The organism is Pseudomonas sp. TH08 (genome assembly GCF_016651275.1).
In the GTDB taxonomy this organism is placed as follows: domain Bacteria; phylum Pseudomonadota; class Gammaproteobacteria; order Pseudomonadales; family Pseudomonadaceae; genus Aquipseudomonas.
Window position 1 is genome coordinate 1620935 of record NZ_JAEKEE010000001.1, and the last position, 14602, is coordinate 1635536.

General features: G+C 59.6%; 15 protein-coding genes and 1 pseudogene. 2 read left to right on the forward strand and 14 right to left on the reverse strand.

Going from position 1 to position 14602, the window contains the following annotated elements:
• Positions 1-35: 35 nt before the first annotated feature.
• Positions 36-785, reverse strand: a complete 750-nt coding sequence (locus JFT91_RS07545) for an ABC transporter substrate-binding protein (protein ID WP_008080539.1) — start codon at positions 783-785, stop codon at positions 36-38.
• A 13-nt stretch (positions 786-798) separates the two neighbouring features.
• The gene (locus JFT91_RS07550; RefSeq protein ID WP_201149401.1) at positions 799-1572 is read right to left on the reverse strand and encodes an ABC transporter ATP-binding protein; all 774 of its coding nucleotides are present in this window, start codon (positions 1570-1572) and stop codon (positions 799-801) included.
• A gap of 553 nt (positions 1573-2125) precedes the next feature.
• Between JFT91_RS07550 and gabP the strand changes: the two genes are divergently transcribed.
• Positions 2126-3517, forward strand: a complete 1392-nt coding sequence (gene gabP / locus JFT91_RS07555; protein ID WP_201149399.1) for a GABA permease — start codon at positions 2126-2128, stop codon at positions 3515-3517.
• Between the two features lie 98 nt (positions 3518-3615).
• Here the strand turns inward: gabP and JFT91_RS07560 are convergent, their stop codons facing one another.
• From JFT91_RS07560 to JFT91_RS29490, 5 genes and pseudogenes are all read right to left on the reverse strand, one after another.
• The gene (locus JFT91_RS07560; protein ID WP_201231979.1) at positions 3616-3783 is read right to left on the reverse strand and encodes an AbrB/MazE/SpoVT family DNA-binding domain-containing protein; all 168 of its coding nucleotides are present in this window, start codon (positions 3781-3783) and stop codon (positions 3616-3618) included.
• A 45-nt stretch (positions 3784-3828) separates the two neighbouring features.
• Positions 3829-4281 (reverse strand): hypothetical protein, encoded by a 453-nt coding sequence (locus JFT91_RS07565; RefSeq protein ID WP_201231980.1) that lies wholly within the window; start codon positions 4279-4281, stop codon positions 3829-3831.
• Between the two features lie 6 nt (positions 4282-4287).
• Complete coding sequence (locus JFT91_RS07570; protein ID WP_053116577.1) at positions 4288-4701, reverse strand: hypothetical protein; 414 nt, start codon at positions 4699-4701, stop codon at positions 4288-4290.
• A 28-nt stretch (positions 4702-4729) separates the two neighbouring features.
• Entirely contained in the window at positions 4730-5680 is a 951-nt protein-coding gene (locus JFT91_RS07575) for an alpha/beta hydrolase family protein (RefSeq protein WP_242489244.1), read from the reverse strand.
• Between the two features lie 92 nt (positions 5681-5772).
• A pseudogene (locus tag JFT91_RS29490) lies at positions 5773-5916 on the reverse strand (PDDEXK nuclease domain-containing protein); the annotation flags it as partial.
• Positions 5917-6266: 350 nt separating this feature from the next.
• Between JFT91_RS29490 and JFT91_RS07585 the strand changes: the two are divergent.
• On the forward strand, positions 6267-6713 hold the full coding sequence (locus JFT91_RS07585; protein WP_201231983.1) for a carboxypeptidase regulatory-like domain-containing protein: 447 nt from the start codon (positions 6267-6269) through the stop codon (positions 6711-6713).
• Here the strand turns inward: JFT91_RS07585 and JFT91_RS07590 are convergent.
• The 7 genes from JFT91_RS07590 to sbnA are packed head-to-tail and all read right to left on the reverse strand — an operon-like array spanning position 6710 to position 14426.
• The gene (locus JFT91_RS07590) at positions 6710-7057 is read right to left on the reverse strand and encodes a hypothetical protein (RefSeq protein ID WP_201231984.1); all 348 of its coding nucleotides are present in this window, start codon (positions 7055-7057) and stop codon (positions 6710-6712) included. The genes JFT91_RS07585 and JFT91_RS07590 overlap by 4 nt on opposite strands.
• 29 nt (positions 7058-7086) lie before the next feature.
• Positions 7087-8565: an aminotransferase-like domain-containing protein gene (locus JFT91_RS07595; RefSeq protein ID WP_201231985.1), complete on the reverse strand. Its 1479-nt coding sequence runs from the start codon at positions 8563-8565 to the stop codon at positions 7087-7089.
• Between the two features lie 27 nt (positions 8566-8592).
• Positions 8593-10017, reverse strand: a complete 1425-nt coding sequence (locus JFT91_RS07600; protein ID WP_201231986.1) for an L-lactate permease — start codon at positions 10015-10017, stop codon at positions 8593-8595.
• A 17-nt stretch (positions 10018-10034) separates the two neighbouring features.
• Positions 10035-10649: a glutathione S-transferase family protein gene (locus tag JFT91_RS07605; protein ID WP_201231987.1), complete on the reverse strand. Its 615-nt coding sequence runs from the start codon at positions 10647-10649 to the stop codon at positions 10035-10037.
• A complete protein-coding gene (locus JFT91_RS07610; RefSeq protein WP_201231988.1) occupies positions 10646-12421 on the reverse strand; it encodes an FAD/NAD(P)-binding protein in 1776 nt (591 codons plus the stop codon). Before JFT91_RS07610 ends, JFT91_RS07605 begins: the two co-directional genes overlap by 4 nt.
• Positions 12415-13446 (reverse strand): 2,3-diaminopropionate biosynthesis protein SbnB, encoded by a 1032-nt coding sequence (sbnB, locus tag JFT91_RS29495; RefSeq protein WP_242489226.1) that lies wholly within the window; start codon positions 13444-13446, stop codon positions 12415-12417. Before sbnB ends, JFT91_RS07610 begins: the two co-directional genes overlap by 7 nt.
• Positions 13447-13451: 5 nt before the next feature.
• Complete coding sequence (gene sbnA, locus JFT91_RS29500) at positions 13452-14426, reverse strand: 2,3-diaminopropionate biosynthesis protein SbnA (RefSeq protein WP_242489227.1); 975 nt, start codon at positions 14424-14426, stop codon at positions 13452-13454.
• Positions 14427-14602 lie beyond the last annotated feature (176 nt).

Consider the following 14602-nt stretch of genomic DNA (forward strand, 5'->3'; position numbering starts at 1 on the left):
CCGCTCAATCACGGCGCCAGTCCCACAGGTCAGGATCAGTAGATGCTGAACGGGAAGTACTTGTCGTTGATCTTCTTGTAGGTACCGTCAGCGACGATTTCCTTCAGGGCGGCGTTCAGCTTCTCACGCAGTGGGTCGCCTTTACGCACAGCGATGCCGATCTTGTCGCTTTCTACAACCGGGTCGCCTTTGAACTCGTAGTTCTTGCCGGCGTCGCTTTTCAGCCAGTCATAGTTGGCGTACTTGTCGGCGAGGATCGCGTCGACACGACCGGAAGTCAGGTCGAGGTAGGCGTTTTCCTGGGTGTCGTAGAGGCTGACTTTGATGTCATCGGCGTAGGTGTCTTCCAGCCAGGTACCGGCCAGGGTCGCACGCTGAGTACCGATGGTCTTGCCCTTGAGCGAGTCCTTGTCGGTTTTGAAGTCGACATTCTTCGGTGCGATGAATTGCAGCTTGTTCGAGTAGTACGGGTCGGTGAAGTCCACCGCGCCTTTGCGCTCGTCGGTGATCGACAGCGAGGAGATCAGGAAGTCGAATTTCTTCGCGTTCAGGGCCGGAATGATGCCGTCCCAGTCGGATGTGACCACGGTGCACTCGACTTTCATCTTCGCGCAGAGGGCGTCGCCGATGTCTTTGTCAAAGCCGACCACGTTGCCGCTGGCGTCTTTGTTGTTGAACGGCGGGTAAGCCGCTTCGATGCCCATCTTCAGGGTCTCGGCCATGGCACCGGCGCTGAACGCGAGGGTGACGGCGGCGGCCAGGAAGACCTTTTTAAAATTCTGCATGCATGTTGCTCCGTTAGCGGTTGCTGGACATGAATTGTTTGCAGCGCGCCGAAAGCGGGTTCTCGAACACCTGCTGAGGCGATCCTTGCTCTTCTATAAGGCCCTGATGAAGGAACACCACTTCGCTGGAGACCTGACGGGCGAAACCCATTTCGTGGGTCACGAGCAGCATGGTGCGGCCTTCTTCGGCCAGTGCGCGGATGACACTAAGTACTTCCTGAACCATTTCCGGGTCAAGCGCGGAGGTGGGCTCGTCGAACAGAATCACCTTCGGTTGCATCGCCAGCGTGCGGGCAATCGCCGCGCGCTGTTGCTGACCACCGGACAATTGCGCCGGGTACGCGTGGCGCTTGTCAGCGATGCCGACCTTGGCCAGCAGCGCCTCGGCGACTTCGATGGCCTCGGCTTTGCTCTGACCGAGTACGCGACGCGGTGCCTCGATGATGTTGTCGAGGATGCTCATGTGCGGCCACAGATTAAAGTTTTGAAACACAAAACCAATCTCGGAGCGCATGCGATTGATCTGTTTGCCGTCGGCGGCAACCAGTTCGCCATTCTTGGCGGGCTTGAGCTTGAGTTCTTCACCGGCCACCAGAATCTGGCCCTGGTGCGGGTTTTCCAGCAGGTTGATGCAACGCAGGAACGTGGACTTGCCGGAACCGGAGGAACCGAGGATCGAGATCACATCGCCGTCGCGGGCGGTCAGCGAGATGCCTTTGAGCACCTCAAGCTTCCCGTAGCGTTTGTGCAAGTTGCGGATTTCAAGCGCGGGCGTGGCCTCAGCCATGTGCGTTCCTCATATATGTTGCGCTCCAGCTGTTGGATGGCCGTCCTGGCGAGGCGGCCAAGCTAGCATAGCGTTTCAATGGCAGCCAACAGCGCTGCGAGCGGTTAGCGGGTGGCGTGTGGCAGGTTGTCGCATCGGCACAGCAGACTGTCGCCCCATCAACAACCGAACGGGTGTTTGATCGTGCAAACCCGTGGGTGTCGCGTAAAAAAAGGCGCGATGTTGCCAGCTTTGGCGGGGTGTTGGAAGCGCTATCCGGCCGAACGTACAGGAATCGCCCTTTTATTGTGCATCCCACACTTTTTCAGTGTGTTTCTGGTGCGCGGATTCGTCTTGAAAGTGAGTCGCAGGGTAACGCTCTGGCGAATTGCCATTAATCTCAAAGACTTGCGAGGACCGCCCGGTCGCGCGCAAAGCCGCGCTCCAGAAGACTTTGAAACATTTTGGCGCATTTATTGCGTGCAGAATAAGGAACGCCCCGTTGGATTCTTTTTACGAGAAAGAAATGCCAGACGGGCCGGACGCAATCGCTTTCCTCGCAAAGGTAGTTTCGATGAGCAGTACCCCAAGCTCCAATGGCCTCGAACAGGGGCTCAAACCGCGTCATGTGACCATGTTGTCGATCGCCGGTGTGATCGGCGCCGGTCTGTTCGTTGGCTCCGGCCACGCCATCGCTGCCGCTGGGCCTGCCGTACTGCTGGCTTATGCCGCCGCCGGTACTCTGGTGGTGTTGGTGATGCGCATGCTCGGCGAAATGGCTGTTGCCTCGCCGGACACCGGTTCGTTCTCGACTTACGCCGACCGTGCCATTGGGCACTGGGCCGGTTTCACCATCGGCTGGTTGTACTGGTGGTTCTGGGTATTGGTGATTCCGCTGGAAGCCAACGCCGCCGCGACCATCCTGCACGCGTGGTTCCCCGGTGTAGGCATCTGGGCTTTCGCGCTGATCATCACCATGCTGCTGACAGTCACCAACCTGTTCAGCGTGAAGAACTACGGTGAATTCGAATTCTGGTTTGCCCTGATCAAAGTGCTGGCGATCATCGGCTTCATCGGCCTCGGTCTCGCAGCGATCTTCGGCTACCTGCCGAACAGCCAGGTCAGCGGTGTGTCGCACCTGTTCGACAGCGGCGGCTTCCTGCCAAACGGCATGGGCGCGGTACTGGGTGCAATTCTGACGACCATGTTCTCCTTCATGGGTACCGAGATCGTGACCATCGCGGCCGCGGAATCGAAGAACCCGGGCAAGCAGATCTCCAAGGCTACCAACTCGGTGATCTGGCGGATTGGCCTGTTCTATCTGGTATCGATCTTCATCGTTGTGGCCCTGGTGCCTTGGAACGATCCTACGCTGGCCAACCTCGGTTCCTACCAGACCGTGCTTGAACGCATGGGCATTCCTAACGCGAAAATGATCGTCGACATCGTCGTTCTGGTCGCAGTGACCAGCTGCCTGAACTCGGCGCTCTACACGTCGTCGCGCATGCTCTTCTCCCTTGGCAAGCGTGGCGATGCCCCGGCCATGTCGACCCGCACCAACAAAAGCGGCACGCCTTACTGGGCAGTGATGTTGTCGACTGGCGCAGCGTTCCTCTGCACTTTCGCCAACTACGTAGCCCCAGCCGCCGTGTTCGAGTTCCTCCTGGCCAGCTCCGGCGCCATCGCCCTGCTGGTGTACCTGGTAATCGCCTTCTCGCAACTGCGTATGCGCAAACAACGCGTGGCGCGCGGCGAGAAAATCGAATTCAGCATGTGGCTGTTCCCGGGCCTGACCTACGCGGTGATCATCTTCATCGTCGCGGCCCTGACCATCATGTTGTTCCAGGAAGCGCATCGCGTGGAAATCCTCGCGACTGGTTTGCTGAGTTTGATGGTGGTGGCTGCCGGTCTGCTGGTTGCACGCCGTCGCAAGCTGGAAAAACGTGGCGCGCCGGTGTTGAACTGATCCGTAGCGCGTAATGCAGAACGGCCGCTGTCAGTGATGACGAGCGGCCGTTTTTGTTTGTGCTACCGGTGGCGAAATATCTGCGCTTCAGATCCGGATCAGCTTTGCTCTCGCGAGAGCATGAAGTCTGGGCTGCATTTCTCTCCGTCGAACCATTCATCCCAAGTTGTTTGCTTGAGAGATTTAACAGGTTCGCTTTCGAAGATGGCTGCTGTGTCTTCTGCCTTCGGAATTTGCTCACCCTTGCACGAGTCTGTTGTCTTCATCTGACTTCCTTTTCCTGATCGTGCGTGGACGTGAGGCGCAAAAAATTACTCGGCTTTGGGTTCGGTATCTTCCACCGACTTGCCATAAGCATCCAGCGCAACCCCGAAATCGGTGATGAACTGTGGCTCGCTCAGCCAGGCCTGGGCTTCTTCGATCGTTACGCCTTCGGCCCACATGCGGTAGTCGATCAGCATGTCGGCGGCCAGGTGAGTGGCGGCCATGCCTTCGTTGTCGGCGTTTTCCATGTCCAGCAGCTCTGGATGGTCAACGATGACGAACGCCAGTTCGCGCAGCAGCGTCAGGAGCATTTCGTTGCGGCTGATGGCTTCGGCGTCGCGCATTTTGCTGAACATCGCCAGGACGTATTCCGGCACCGGCTCGGCGAGGTGGTCGAGGTCGTCGTCCTGTTCCAGCGGCTTGCGGCCGACCATACGGATTTGTTTGGCTTTGGCCTTGGCGCGTTTGGCGCGTTTCTGTTGCTTGTTCAGGGATGCCATGGGAACTCAGTTCTTCTGTTGGGTGTTTGCGGCGATCGCGTCGGACGCCGCCACATAGTCGGCCTGGAAGGCCGGTGATTCGATCCATGCCAAGGCGCCTGCCTCGTCAGTTTCCTGCGACCACTGGCGATACTCGATCAGCGCGGCGAGGATGAAATCCATAGCGCCTTCTTCGCCTTCCTGCTCGTAAACCAGCTCCAGCAGCGGGTCTTCGAGGAACGCAGTGCACAGAGCTTGCTGGCTGATCTTCTCGGCGTCGATCATTTTCTTGAACAGCTCGGTCAGATCCACCGATTCGAAGTCGATGCGGTCATCGTTCGGGTCCAGCTCGACCGGCGCTTCAGCGCGTTTGGTGCGGTTCTGCTTGGCCTTGGCTTTGGCCCGGGTGGCGCGTTTTTGCTGCTTGTTGGCGGAGGCCATGATGTGTTCCGTCGTGCGTTGAGAGGGCTCAGCTGCGCGGCACTTGCTGCCCGGGTGTGTCGGGGGCCAGTGCGCCGGTTTGCAGCCAGGTCAGAGCGATGGGCCATAGTGTGGCTTGGTATGCGCTGCGAAAAAAGGCGAAATGTCCGACTTGTTGTTCGCCGATGTCCTGCGGTTCGATGCGCAGGTGGGTTTTTGCCGCGTTGCTGAAGTAGCCGAGCAGGCGTTCGATGGCCGGGATCGTGCCGTACGGATCGTCGCTGATGCTGATCGCCAGGGTTTGCGCGCTGACGTTGACGAAGGGCAGGGCGCCGGTCTTTTCCATCAATGCGCGGCCGCTTGGTCGTCCTTCGAAACGCGCGGCAGGCGTGCTCCAGTCGCGCACAACACCCGTCGGTGTGTCCTCCAGCCAGCCGAGGCGTTTTCCGGGGAAGTAGCCGCAGAACAGCGTCATCAACGGCATGAGCAGATGCCATTTGCCAAACATGCGCCAGCGCTGTGCGGGGGCGTAATCTCGCCAGTAGGCGAACTGTGCGCCGACGGTGACCAACCGTCGGATAACTCGCCCGGACTCAGCCAGCCCCGCTGCACACCCGCCAAAGCTGTGCCCGACCACATCAATCGGCTGGCCAGGAAACTCCCGTTGCGCGCGCTTGAGCATCGCTTCGAAATCCAGCGCGCCCCAATCCGTCCACGAGGCATTCAAGCCTTTGATCGAAGCCTGTCGCGATTCGCCGATGCCGCGGTAGTCGTAGGTGATGACATCGAAGCCGTTGGCGAACAGATAAGCCGCGAAGCGCGAGTAATGCCGACAGCGCACGGACGTGGCGGCGTTGATGATCACCACCGGACGTAGGGCGTCGAGTGATGTGTGGCACCAGGTAAAACCGCCAAGCACAAACCCGTCGGCAGCCGCTTCCTTGAAAGGCTCACCTTGCGTTACATCCAAATTCAGCGACTTTGACTGCGTGTCCTGCATTGCGGACGTGTCCAGACAGCTCATGGCGCTCGACCTTGGCGGGTAAGCTGCCAACGATAGTCTGCGCGCCGCCCGGGAACAATCCGCAGGTTTTATTCAGTGGATTGAGTGAGCATGCGTTCTTCGATCAAGGCCTGTTCGCGATTGAGCTCTGCGCGCAGCTCTTCTTCACTCGGCAGAATCGTCTTGTAACTGCTGGCGAACAGTTGCTCGTTGCCTTTGAGCATTGAAACTTTTTGCCGTGCCTGGCGAATCAGTTCGCCAAGCTCCCCCAGCAATGAATCGATTTTCGGGTCTTGCATGTCAGCAGGTTTTAGCTGGCTCATCGGTCTTCCGCATCATTGGGAACAGGAACACAAGATTGCCAACAGTCGCTGGCCAAGGATGTCAGGCGAGCCTGTGAAGTCAGCAGGAAGACGGGATCGGTGTTGCAGGACGTTGCTGGGAAAGGGTGCTTTCGGTGGCTTCGGTCTGTAGTCCGTTTCGTACACGACCCAAGTTCAAATCATTCTAAAACGCGACCTGTCTGCAGCCGATCCAATGAAAGGTAACGGTTGGGCTCCACGAGAGCCCGGGAGTCGCCATCATGAAACGCGTTTTTTCATTTGTACTGTCCGTCGCCGCAGTCGCCGCCCTGTTGTTTCCGGTGATGCTGCAGGCAGCCAGTCTTGAGCCGATCAACAGTGCAGGTGTGCAAGTGCAGCAACAACAGCAAAACGGCACCCGATATCTGGCCGGCGGGATCGGAGAGGATGAGGCGAAAGCCATTCAGCAATCCAGCGGTTACAACCTGCACATGACGTTTGCGGTCGGCGCGCAAGACGAGTACACCGCCGACGTCGATGTGACGATTCAAAAGACGGGGCAAACCGTGCTGACGCTGAATCAGACGGGCCCACTGGTGTACGTGCAATTGCCTCCCGGCAAATACACCGTCGTGGCCACGCGCAAAGGCGAGCCACGACAGGATGTTACGGATGTTGGCGGCGGTGCTGCACGCAATCTGGTGTTCCACTGGAACGACAACAGCTAGCGGGTTTTGGTTTTGCGCTTTGGCTGGGTTGCAGGCCGGGATATACGATTGACCCAGTACCATCCCGGCCCTGCGGCCAGTAACAGCAGAGCGAAGCATCCATGCCAGACAATCTGGAACCAATACAGGCGCGGTTGGGCGGCGAGGGTATAGGTTCTGGCCGGGCCGCCACGGGTGATCATGGTGATGGAGCCCTGTACCAACCCATCGAATATCAGGTAGCAGAGCATCCCGCCGAGACATACCAGAAGCACGCTGAACAGAATCGTCAGGCACATCGACAGGCGGCTCTGGCGATACGGCGGCGGATGGGGCAGGGGGATGCGGGTTCTTTTCTGGTTCATGAGTTGGCTCTGCGAACATCCTTTCGCGGTCAGGAAGCCGCCGGTTCTTCCTGTCGCTCAATCAGTGTCTGTGGCACAGGCGACGGTCGCCCGGCGAGGTGCGCGCACTCGGCAATCACTTTCAGGATCTCGATCACGCCTGGGGTCAGCGCTGTACCCAAGCAGATGCGCACACCCGTAGTCGCCTGCCCGTCGGCGAAGAAAATTTCGCTGCCGGCCACATGGCATCCACGCTCGGTGGCCAACGCTTGCAGGGTCGGCATATCTGTGTGCGCGGGCATTTCGATCCAGTGAATGAATCCGCCACGCGGTGGCACATAAACGGTTCCCACAGGGAAGTCCGTGCGCACCAGCCCCTCGACAAAACTTGCCAGCGATGACAGTTGCGACCTGAGTCTGGCGCAGTGCTCATCCATGTAACCGCGCCCGATGAATTCGTTGAGGACATTTTGCGCAAGGCTGGACACCGCCAGATTGCGCGAAAACATTTGCGCCAGAATTGCGTTGCGGTACTTGCCGGCCAGACACCAGCCGACGCGATAGCCGGGAGCGATGGTCTTGGAGAATGACGAGCAATAAATCGTCTGCCCGGTGGTGTCGTAGCTCTTGATGGCGCGCGGGCGTTCGGTTTCCGGCACCAGATCGAAGAAGATGTCGTCCTCGATAATCGGCACGTCCGCTTCACGGGCCATCTGTGAGAGTCGGGCACGGGTTTCATCGGGCATGACGAAACCACGGGGATTTTGCAGGGTTGGGTTGAGAAAGATCACCGAGACTTTTTTCAGCTTCAACGCTTCTTCGAGGTGATCGACGTCGAGGCCCAGTTTGCCGTGCGTACGGATCGGCAAGGCACGCATGCCCAGGCGTTCGATGGTCTGCAGGATGCCGTAATAGGTCGGGGTTTCGATGGCGACCGTAGCGCCTCGCGATGCAACGGCTTCCAGAGCCAGTTCGAGGGCTATCGTGTCGCCCGAGGTCACCAGAATATCGTCCGGCCCGCAGACCACGCCGCGCGTCAGCATCAGCCCGGCGATGCGTCGTCGCAGTGCCGGCAAACCCGGCGGGGCGACCAGACCGGTCAGCGAGTTGTCAGCCTTGCCGGCCAGCACCGAAAGGCATTTGTTGAGCAGCACATTGGGTGTGAGATCGCTGTGCAGGACGGCGGAGTTCAACGATGCGGTGGTGCGCGAAGCCGCCTCGGAGAGCATCGCCACCACCGCATGATTGACGTTGACGGTGACACTGGAGAAATCGAAACCGCTGGCGGGTTTTGCCTGTCCCGAGGCCGAAACGAAATAGCCGATGCGGGGTTTGGTCGAGACATAAGCATCGGCCTCCAGATCTGCCAGCGCGCGCTGCACGGTGGTGATGCTGGTTTCAAACATTCTCGCCAGGGTGCGGATCGAGGGCAGTTTTGCCGAGGCTGCCCACTCTCCACTTTCGATCTGACGAATAATCCAGTCCTTGACTATCCGCCAGCGCTTGTCCGGTAAATCAAACCTGTCCATAAGTTCTCTGTTATGTCTCGAAACAATTCAGAGAAAGTAGAGCAAAACGATTCCCGTTGCAGCAACTATGACGATGTTGAGGGCAACCAGTCCGAAGGCGAATCGAATCAGGTTGTTTTCTTCCTGCCGGTTGGCGCCCGCCAGCCCGATGATCAGCGACAGAATCGACAGCGACCCCAGCGCCCCGTGTCCGGCGGCACTATTGACCATCGCCGCCAGCCACGCCCCGTGTTCACTGCTCAGTGCGGCAATGGACGGCATCACGAGGGTGTTGCCGCCGACATTGGAGCCGGTGACATAACCGGCGATACCCGCCAGCAACGCGATGGTCGGCGCCAGGGAAATCCCCGACAACGATTGCAGCGTGCGCTGTGCTTCAACCAGAAATCCGGCGTTGACCATCACCTGGGACAGCAGCAGAAACAGGAAAATCGTCGTGACCGGAAACTTCGCCCGGTTGAACAGTGCGCGCCACGGGAACCCCGTTGCAGCGCTTTGTTTGATCGCCATCAGCAGGGTGACGATCAGCAGCGCCAGCCCCGGGGATGCCAATGGCTTCCACGAAACGTGCTCGCCTTTGACGATCCACAGCGCATCCCAGCCTGACAGAACAAACAAGCCACGCGATGCCACGATCACCCCCAGCAGAGCGAGGTAAGGCCACGCCGCATTCGGCCAGCGCACCAGTTTTTTCCGTTGCGCGTAGGAAATGCCCAGACCTACGCAGGCCACGGCAAGACCCGCCAGCACGCCGGACACTTCCGGGCCGATCCACAGGTTGATGGAGAACAGCACCGCAACGAACAGCGCCGTTACCACGACCAGTCCGATCCACGGTGAAACCGAACGGATGCCGCCCTGCCACATGGCAATCGCGGCGAGGCAGAGGAACACCGGCGCACTGATCAGCGCCGAATGGCTGCCGAGGGTTTCTGCCGGCAGGTGCGCCAGCAGCGCGCCGATCACCGTGGCCAGGCCCAAGGTGCCCCACGGCATGATGACCATGCCGGCCAGCGCGATTTTCATCCCCGACTGACGCGTGAACAGGCCCATCAACAATGGCACAGTGGCGATCAGCGAGACGCCGAAACCGGTCATCGCTTCAAGCAGCGGCGCCAGGCCCAGCACGATGAAGATGACTTGCGCCGGCGGTGTCCAGCCCAGCTCCTTGACCCAGGCGCCAATGGCTTGCGGCGCGCCACCGCGTTCGACCAGGATGACGAAGGCCAGCCCCGGCACGATCACGCACGCGGTGCTGAGAAACAGGATCGCGGTGTCCTGAAAAATCGCCGAGCTGATCGCCGCCGACACCGGTCCGGCAGCGCCCAGTGCCCACAGCACCAGCACCAGCACCACGCCTGCCAGCGCGGCTTGAACCGGCGGCCGGCGGACGATCAGGATCAGCGCGATCACCAGCGCGATCGGTGACATTTGCAACAAGAGAGAGCTCATACACAGTTTTCCTTAACTTAATCGTGAGTCTGCCCGCTGTACTCGGTCGCCCGCATGGACGGACGCTCACAAAAAGTCTGATACCACTCGGTCAGGCGTGTCTGAGCGGAAAAGTCCGATAGCTGGCGAAAGGCGATCCAGTCGAGCGCGGTCGCCAGGGCGATGTGGCCAAGGGTGATCGGACCATTGAGGTCGACGTGCTCTTCAATAAAGCGATAAGCCTCTTTGAGTTTGAACGCCTGACCCTCGGCGTAGGCCGGATAGCGCAAGGCTTGCGGACGACGCTCGACTTCCCAGCGCAGCTTGATGCCAACATCGCACATGCCCTGCGCCAAGGCCTGCAGACGCAAGGCCTTGTAGCGCTCGGGGCCGCTGGCCGGAATGAATTTCAGGCCGTTGCTCAGATCGTCGAGGTACTCGCAAATCACGATGGAGTCGAATAGCGCGCTATCGTCGGGGAGGATCAGCACCGGCACCTTGCCCAACGGGTTGGCCTTGTAGATGACCTCGTTCGGCGATGTCGGGCTGGTTTCGTGGTGGATGACTTCCAGGCTCGAAGCGATCCTGAGTTCGTGGGCAAGCACCAGCACTTTGCGGGCGTAGGGTGAATGCGTCTGGTAGAAAAGTTTCATGCTGGAGTACCTGCCTCAAGAATTGCAGTGGCGGCTCGATGGGCGTCCATGAACAGGCGCGAGGGCGCACCCGCCGACGTGACGTAGTGGTTGTAGTAGCAAGAACCTTCGGCGAGCGGGCCAAGTACCCAGAGGTTGCGCACGGGTTCGCCTGCGTTCGACTTGGGATGACACGCCGCGTCGACGTCGATGCCGTCGATGCCCGGCACGTCGGTACGCGGGCGGATCAGCCCGAGGCGCGCGAGATCGCGTACCGGTGCGCAGTCGCTGTTGGTCACGCCGCTGCTCTGGACATAGCCGGCGACACGCTTGTAGTTGTCGATCGCTGGTCGAGAGCCCGGCTTGAGGAATGTCAGCAGGCCGGCGTCACACAGGGCCAGCAGGTCGGCGTGGCGCTCTTTTTGCGGACCGGCGACGAGGCGGTTGATCGCCTTGTGCCAACGACCATAGAACTGCCGATGCGAGGCGTCGGTCAGCCCGTCGAAGTCGACCGCTTCACGCAGTCGGTCACGCAGATCGCGCCAGACTTCGATGGCCGCTTTGATCGCCGACTCACCACGGCCCAGCCGCGACTCGTGCAAGTCGGCTTCGAGCGTGTCGTAGATCCAGGCGTGATAGTTGTGCGGTGTGACATTGTCCGGCAGTGCATGCCAGATCAACGCCTGCGGATTGATCGCGCCGCCGGTGGCTTCGTAATCACGCAGCAATGCTTCGCAGGCGACAACACCGGCAGGCCCGGCAACACTGACGTTCCTGAGTTGGTCGAGTGCCTGCGTCGGTTCTGCATGCGCAACGGCGACGGCCGCCGCACGCATCTCCAGCAGCATCAACGGCAGGATGTCTTGCTCGAAATCCAGCTGCCGGTTCGGTGCATTGGCTCGCAAGGACTCGATGCGCGCACTGGTGAGCAGCACAGCTTCATGACGGGGGTACTCGATCAGGCCGTTGGGACGTGTGCGGAAAGGCAGGCCGTCGCGCGACTGGATAAAGATCACCGGTTCGCGACCTGACGGTTGATAGGCGTGACTGGCGTCGGCCATGCGCTTGTAATGACCGCCCCGGCCAGAAGTGAGCGCCGCCAGGGTGTCCATCGCGCCGAGGCCCAGCCCTTCAATCAGCACGGTTTCGCCGGGTTCGATGGTGTCGAGGCTGCCAGGCAGCGGATAGACGTCCTCGATGCGGTTGCGATCAGCCAGGCGCAGGCGACCGGTATGGCCGACCGTCAGGATCAGCCGATCCACCGTCACCGCCTCGCCTGATGCGGTGTGTAGAACGTACTGCTGAGCCTCATTGCTCTCGACCGCCGTGACAGCTTGCTGGTGAAGATTCACGCTGACCCAGCTCGGTGCCGTAGCGAGGATTTGCGCAAAGGCATCCGCCAGATAAGCGCCGAGCAGATGACGCGGCAAAAAATCCTGCGCTTCGACATCGCGTCCATCGGCGGCGAGCAAGCCGCTGTCCGGATCGACCTTGATGCGCTGCTCACGGCACCACGTCAGGAAGTCTGCGCCCGGCCTTTCGCGCGCATCCGCCAGGTTTCCAAACGCCGCCGCGTCGGGGAATACCCCGAGCTGACCGGCGACAGTATTGAGCAACAGGTAATTCGGTTGATCCGGCCAGTGCGCACCGCTACCGAACACATTGGGCTCGAAAATATCGATGACAACCGGTTGCTCCGGGCGCTCTTCGGTGAGACTCAGCAGGCGTTCGAAAATCGACAGCCCGCGCGAACCGCAGCCCACCAGACCGATGTTCAAAGGCGCCTTCACCATCTGCGCTCCTCTCCGAAGAAGGAGGGGATGGCGACCGCCGAGCCATCCTTGACGGCGATGTCATGGATCATCCGGCCAATCGCCAGATCGAGGATACCCATGCCGAATGGCGAATAGATCAGCGGTTTGTCTGTGGCAACTTGCAGATCGCCGCGAATCAATTGCGCCACCGTGCCGGTGACGAAGTTGCGATGACCGTACTTCTGCTCGGCCAGATGCGGCGAGGTATTGGCCTTCAGGCAATGGGTCACATCGTCGAAGTAGTTGTAACTTTCTTCGATGATTTCTGCGCCGATATCCCGCAACGAGATGTTCAGCACGATCTGCCCCGGACGGAATGTACCGCTACCTTTGACGTAGGGTTCGCCGGCGCTGGTGGCGAACACCACGATGTCGGCGGTGAGTGCATCTTGCAGCGACAGCAGCTGCACATCCGGAACCCCGAGCTGTTTGCCGAATGCCGCCAGCGCTTGAGCAGATTCGGCGTTGAGATCGTGAATCCCCACGCTGTCGAACGACCAGTCATCGGCGATAAACGTTTCAAGGATGTTTCTCGAAATCACCCCGCCCCCAATGATCGACAGTCTTGGTGCGCTTTTGCGTTGGCCATTCAGCCACCAGGCGCCGAGCACCGCCGAGGCGGCCGTACGCACGGCACTGATCAGCGCGCCTTCCAGCAGCGAATAGGGATAACCGGTCTCCGGATCGTTAAGGATCAGCACTGCCGAGGCGCGCGGGATGCCCGACTTGATGTTGTCGGGATAACTGGCAATCCACTTGATCCCGGAAACGGACTGATCGCCCTCGCTGTCGACGATGGCCGCCGGCAACGCAATGATCCGGTTTGCCGGTTCCGCCGGAAAGCGCAGGAAGTAACTGTCGGGGTTAACCGTCTCGCCACGTTCGTGGGTCAGGTAAGTCTGCGCGACGATCTCGATGGCTTCCTGACGAAGGCCGTTGAGGATGTCCTTGACGACTGCGCCGGGAATGACGTGGAACGGTTGGATCGGGTTCTGTGTGGTCATGGGGATTACGCCGAAAGTGCCAGAGCGATTTCTGGGAAAAGGGGTTGCAACGCCGATGCGCCGATACGCTGGGTGACCCAGTCGTCGGAATAGATGGTTTCGAGGTAGCGCTCACCCATGTCAGGCGAGATCGCCACGACGACGTCGTCGGGACGGATGTGCGGCGCCCATTGCTGGATGCCCGCGAGGACAGTGCCGGTGGAACCGCCGAAAAGCAGACCGTAGCGTTGCGCCAGCCAGCGGCAGACCTTGATCGTCTGTTCCTCTGGGATCGACAGGAAGTCGTGAATCCCGGACGCCTCGAAAATCTCCGGCAGACGGCTGGTGCCCAGCCCCGGAATATGTCGCGTGCCACCCGGCAGGCCGAACGTGACCGAGCCGACGGTATCGACAGCGATGACTTTGGTTTGTGGATGATGTTCGGCGAAGTAGTTCTTGCAGCCCATCAGCGTGCCGGTGGTGCCAGCGCCCACAAACAAGTAATCGACATGGGGAAACTTGTGGGCGATGGACTTGGCAGTCGCTTGATAGTGGGCGAGAGGATTGGTCGGATTCTTGTACTGATTGAGCCAGATGTAGTCCGGGTTCTCCGCGACCAACTGCTCAATCAAACGAATACGCGAATTAAGGTAGCCGCCATTTTCGTCACGCTGATCAACCATGATCATCTCGGCGCCGAGTGCCTGCATGAGCTTCCTGTTCGGCGCAGAGATGTTCGGGTCAATCACACAGACAAACTTGTAACCCTTGGCGGCGCAGACCATGGCCAGCGCAACCCCCAGATTCCCCGACGAAGACTCCACCAGACGAGTCTTGTGGGAAATCCGCCCCTGGTTCTCCAGATCGGTAATCAGCGCGTGTGCGGTTTTGAGCTTGATCGATCCGGCAGGATTCAGTCCTTCGATTTTCAGTTGGATCCTTGCACTGCAAAGTTCTCCGATCTGTACGTAACTATCTTCATTGATAAGTTGCTTGATCATACGTCGTCCGTTTCGCTCTTTTGCCGGGCGCACGGGGGCGCCAGCACTCATCCTGGAATGTTTGAAAAGCAGTAAATGCAGTTCGCCTGTTTGGTTTTTTTAGATTTTTTAGCTGGACAGGAAGTGACCTTGCGGTGAACGCCGATCTATTCAAAAAATCAGGTTTTGCGCTCTGA

Excerpts from the sequence above, each read along its gene's own strand:
- JFT91_RS07545 (WP_008080539.1), bottom strand. The coding sequence starts at position 785 with ATGCAGAATTTTAAAAAGGTCTTCCTGGCCGCCGCCGTCACCCTCGCG.
- JFT91_RS07550 (WP_201149401.1), bottom strand. The coding sequence starts at position 1,572 with ATGGCTGAGGCCACGCCCGCGCTTGAAATCCGCAACTTGCACAAACGC.
- gabP (WP_201149399.1), top strand. The coding sequence starts at position 2,126 with ATGAGCAGTACCCCAAGCTCCAATGGCCTCGAACAGGGGCTCAAACCG.
- JFT91_RS07560 (WP_201231979.1), bottom strand. The coding sequence starts at position 3,783 with ATGAAGACAACAGACTCGTGCAAGGGTGAGCAAATTCCGAAGGCAGAA.
- JFT91_RS07565 (WP_201231980.1), bottom strand. The coding sequence starts at position 4,281 with ATGGCATCCCTGAACAAGCAACAGAAACGCGCCAAACGCGCCAAGGCC.
- JFT91_RS07570 (WP_053116577.1), bottom strand. The coding sequence starts at position 4,701 with ATGGCCTCCGCCAACAAGCAGCAAAAACGCGCCACCCGGGCCAAAGCC.
- JFT91_RS07575 (WP_242489244.1), bottom strand. The coding sequence starts at position 5,680 with ATGCAGGACACGCAGTCAAAGTCGCTGAATTTGGATGTAACGCAAGGT.
- JFT91_RS07585 (WP_201231983.1), top strand. The coding sequence starts at position 6,267 with ATGAAACGCGTTTTTTCATTTGTACTGTCCGTCGCCGCAGTCGCCGCC.
- JFT91_RS07590 (WP_201231984.1), bottom strand. The coding sequence starts at position 7,057 with ATGAACCAGAAAAGAACCCGCATCCCCCTGCCCCATCCGCCGCCGTAT.
- JFT91_RS07595 (WP_201231985.1), bottom strand. The coding sequence starts at position 8,565 with ATGGACAGGTTTGATTTACCGGACAAGCGCTGGCGGATAGTCAAGGAC.
- JFT91_RS07600 (WP_201231986.1), bottom strand. The coding sequence starts at position 10,017 with ATGAGCTCTCTCTTGTTGCAAATGTCACCGATCGCGCTGGTGATCGCG.
- JFT91_RS07605 (WP_201231987.1), bottom strand. The coding sequence starts at position 10,649 with ATGAAACTTTTCTACCAGACGCATTCACCCTACGCCCGCAAAGTGCTG.
- JFT91_RS07610 (WP_201231988.1), bottom strand. The coding sequence starts at position 12,421 with ATGGTGAAGGCGCCTTTGAACATCGGTCTGGTGGGCTGCGGTTCGCGC.
- sbnB (WP_242489226.1), bottom strand. The coding sequence starts at position 13,446 with ATGACCACACAGAACCCGATCCAACCGTTCCACGTCATTCCCGGCGCA.
- sbnA (WP_242489227.1), bottom strand. The coding sequence starts at position 14,426 with ATGATCAAGCAACTTATCAATGAAGATAGTTACGTACAGATCGGAGAA.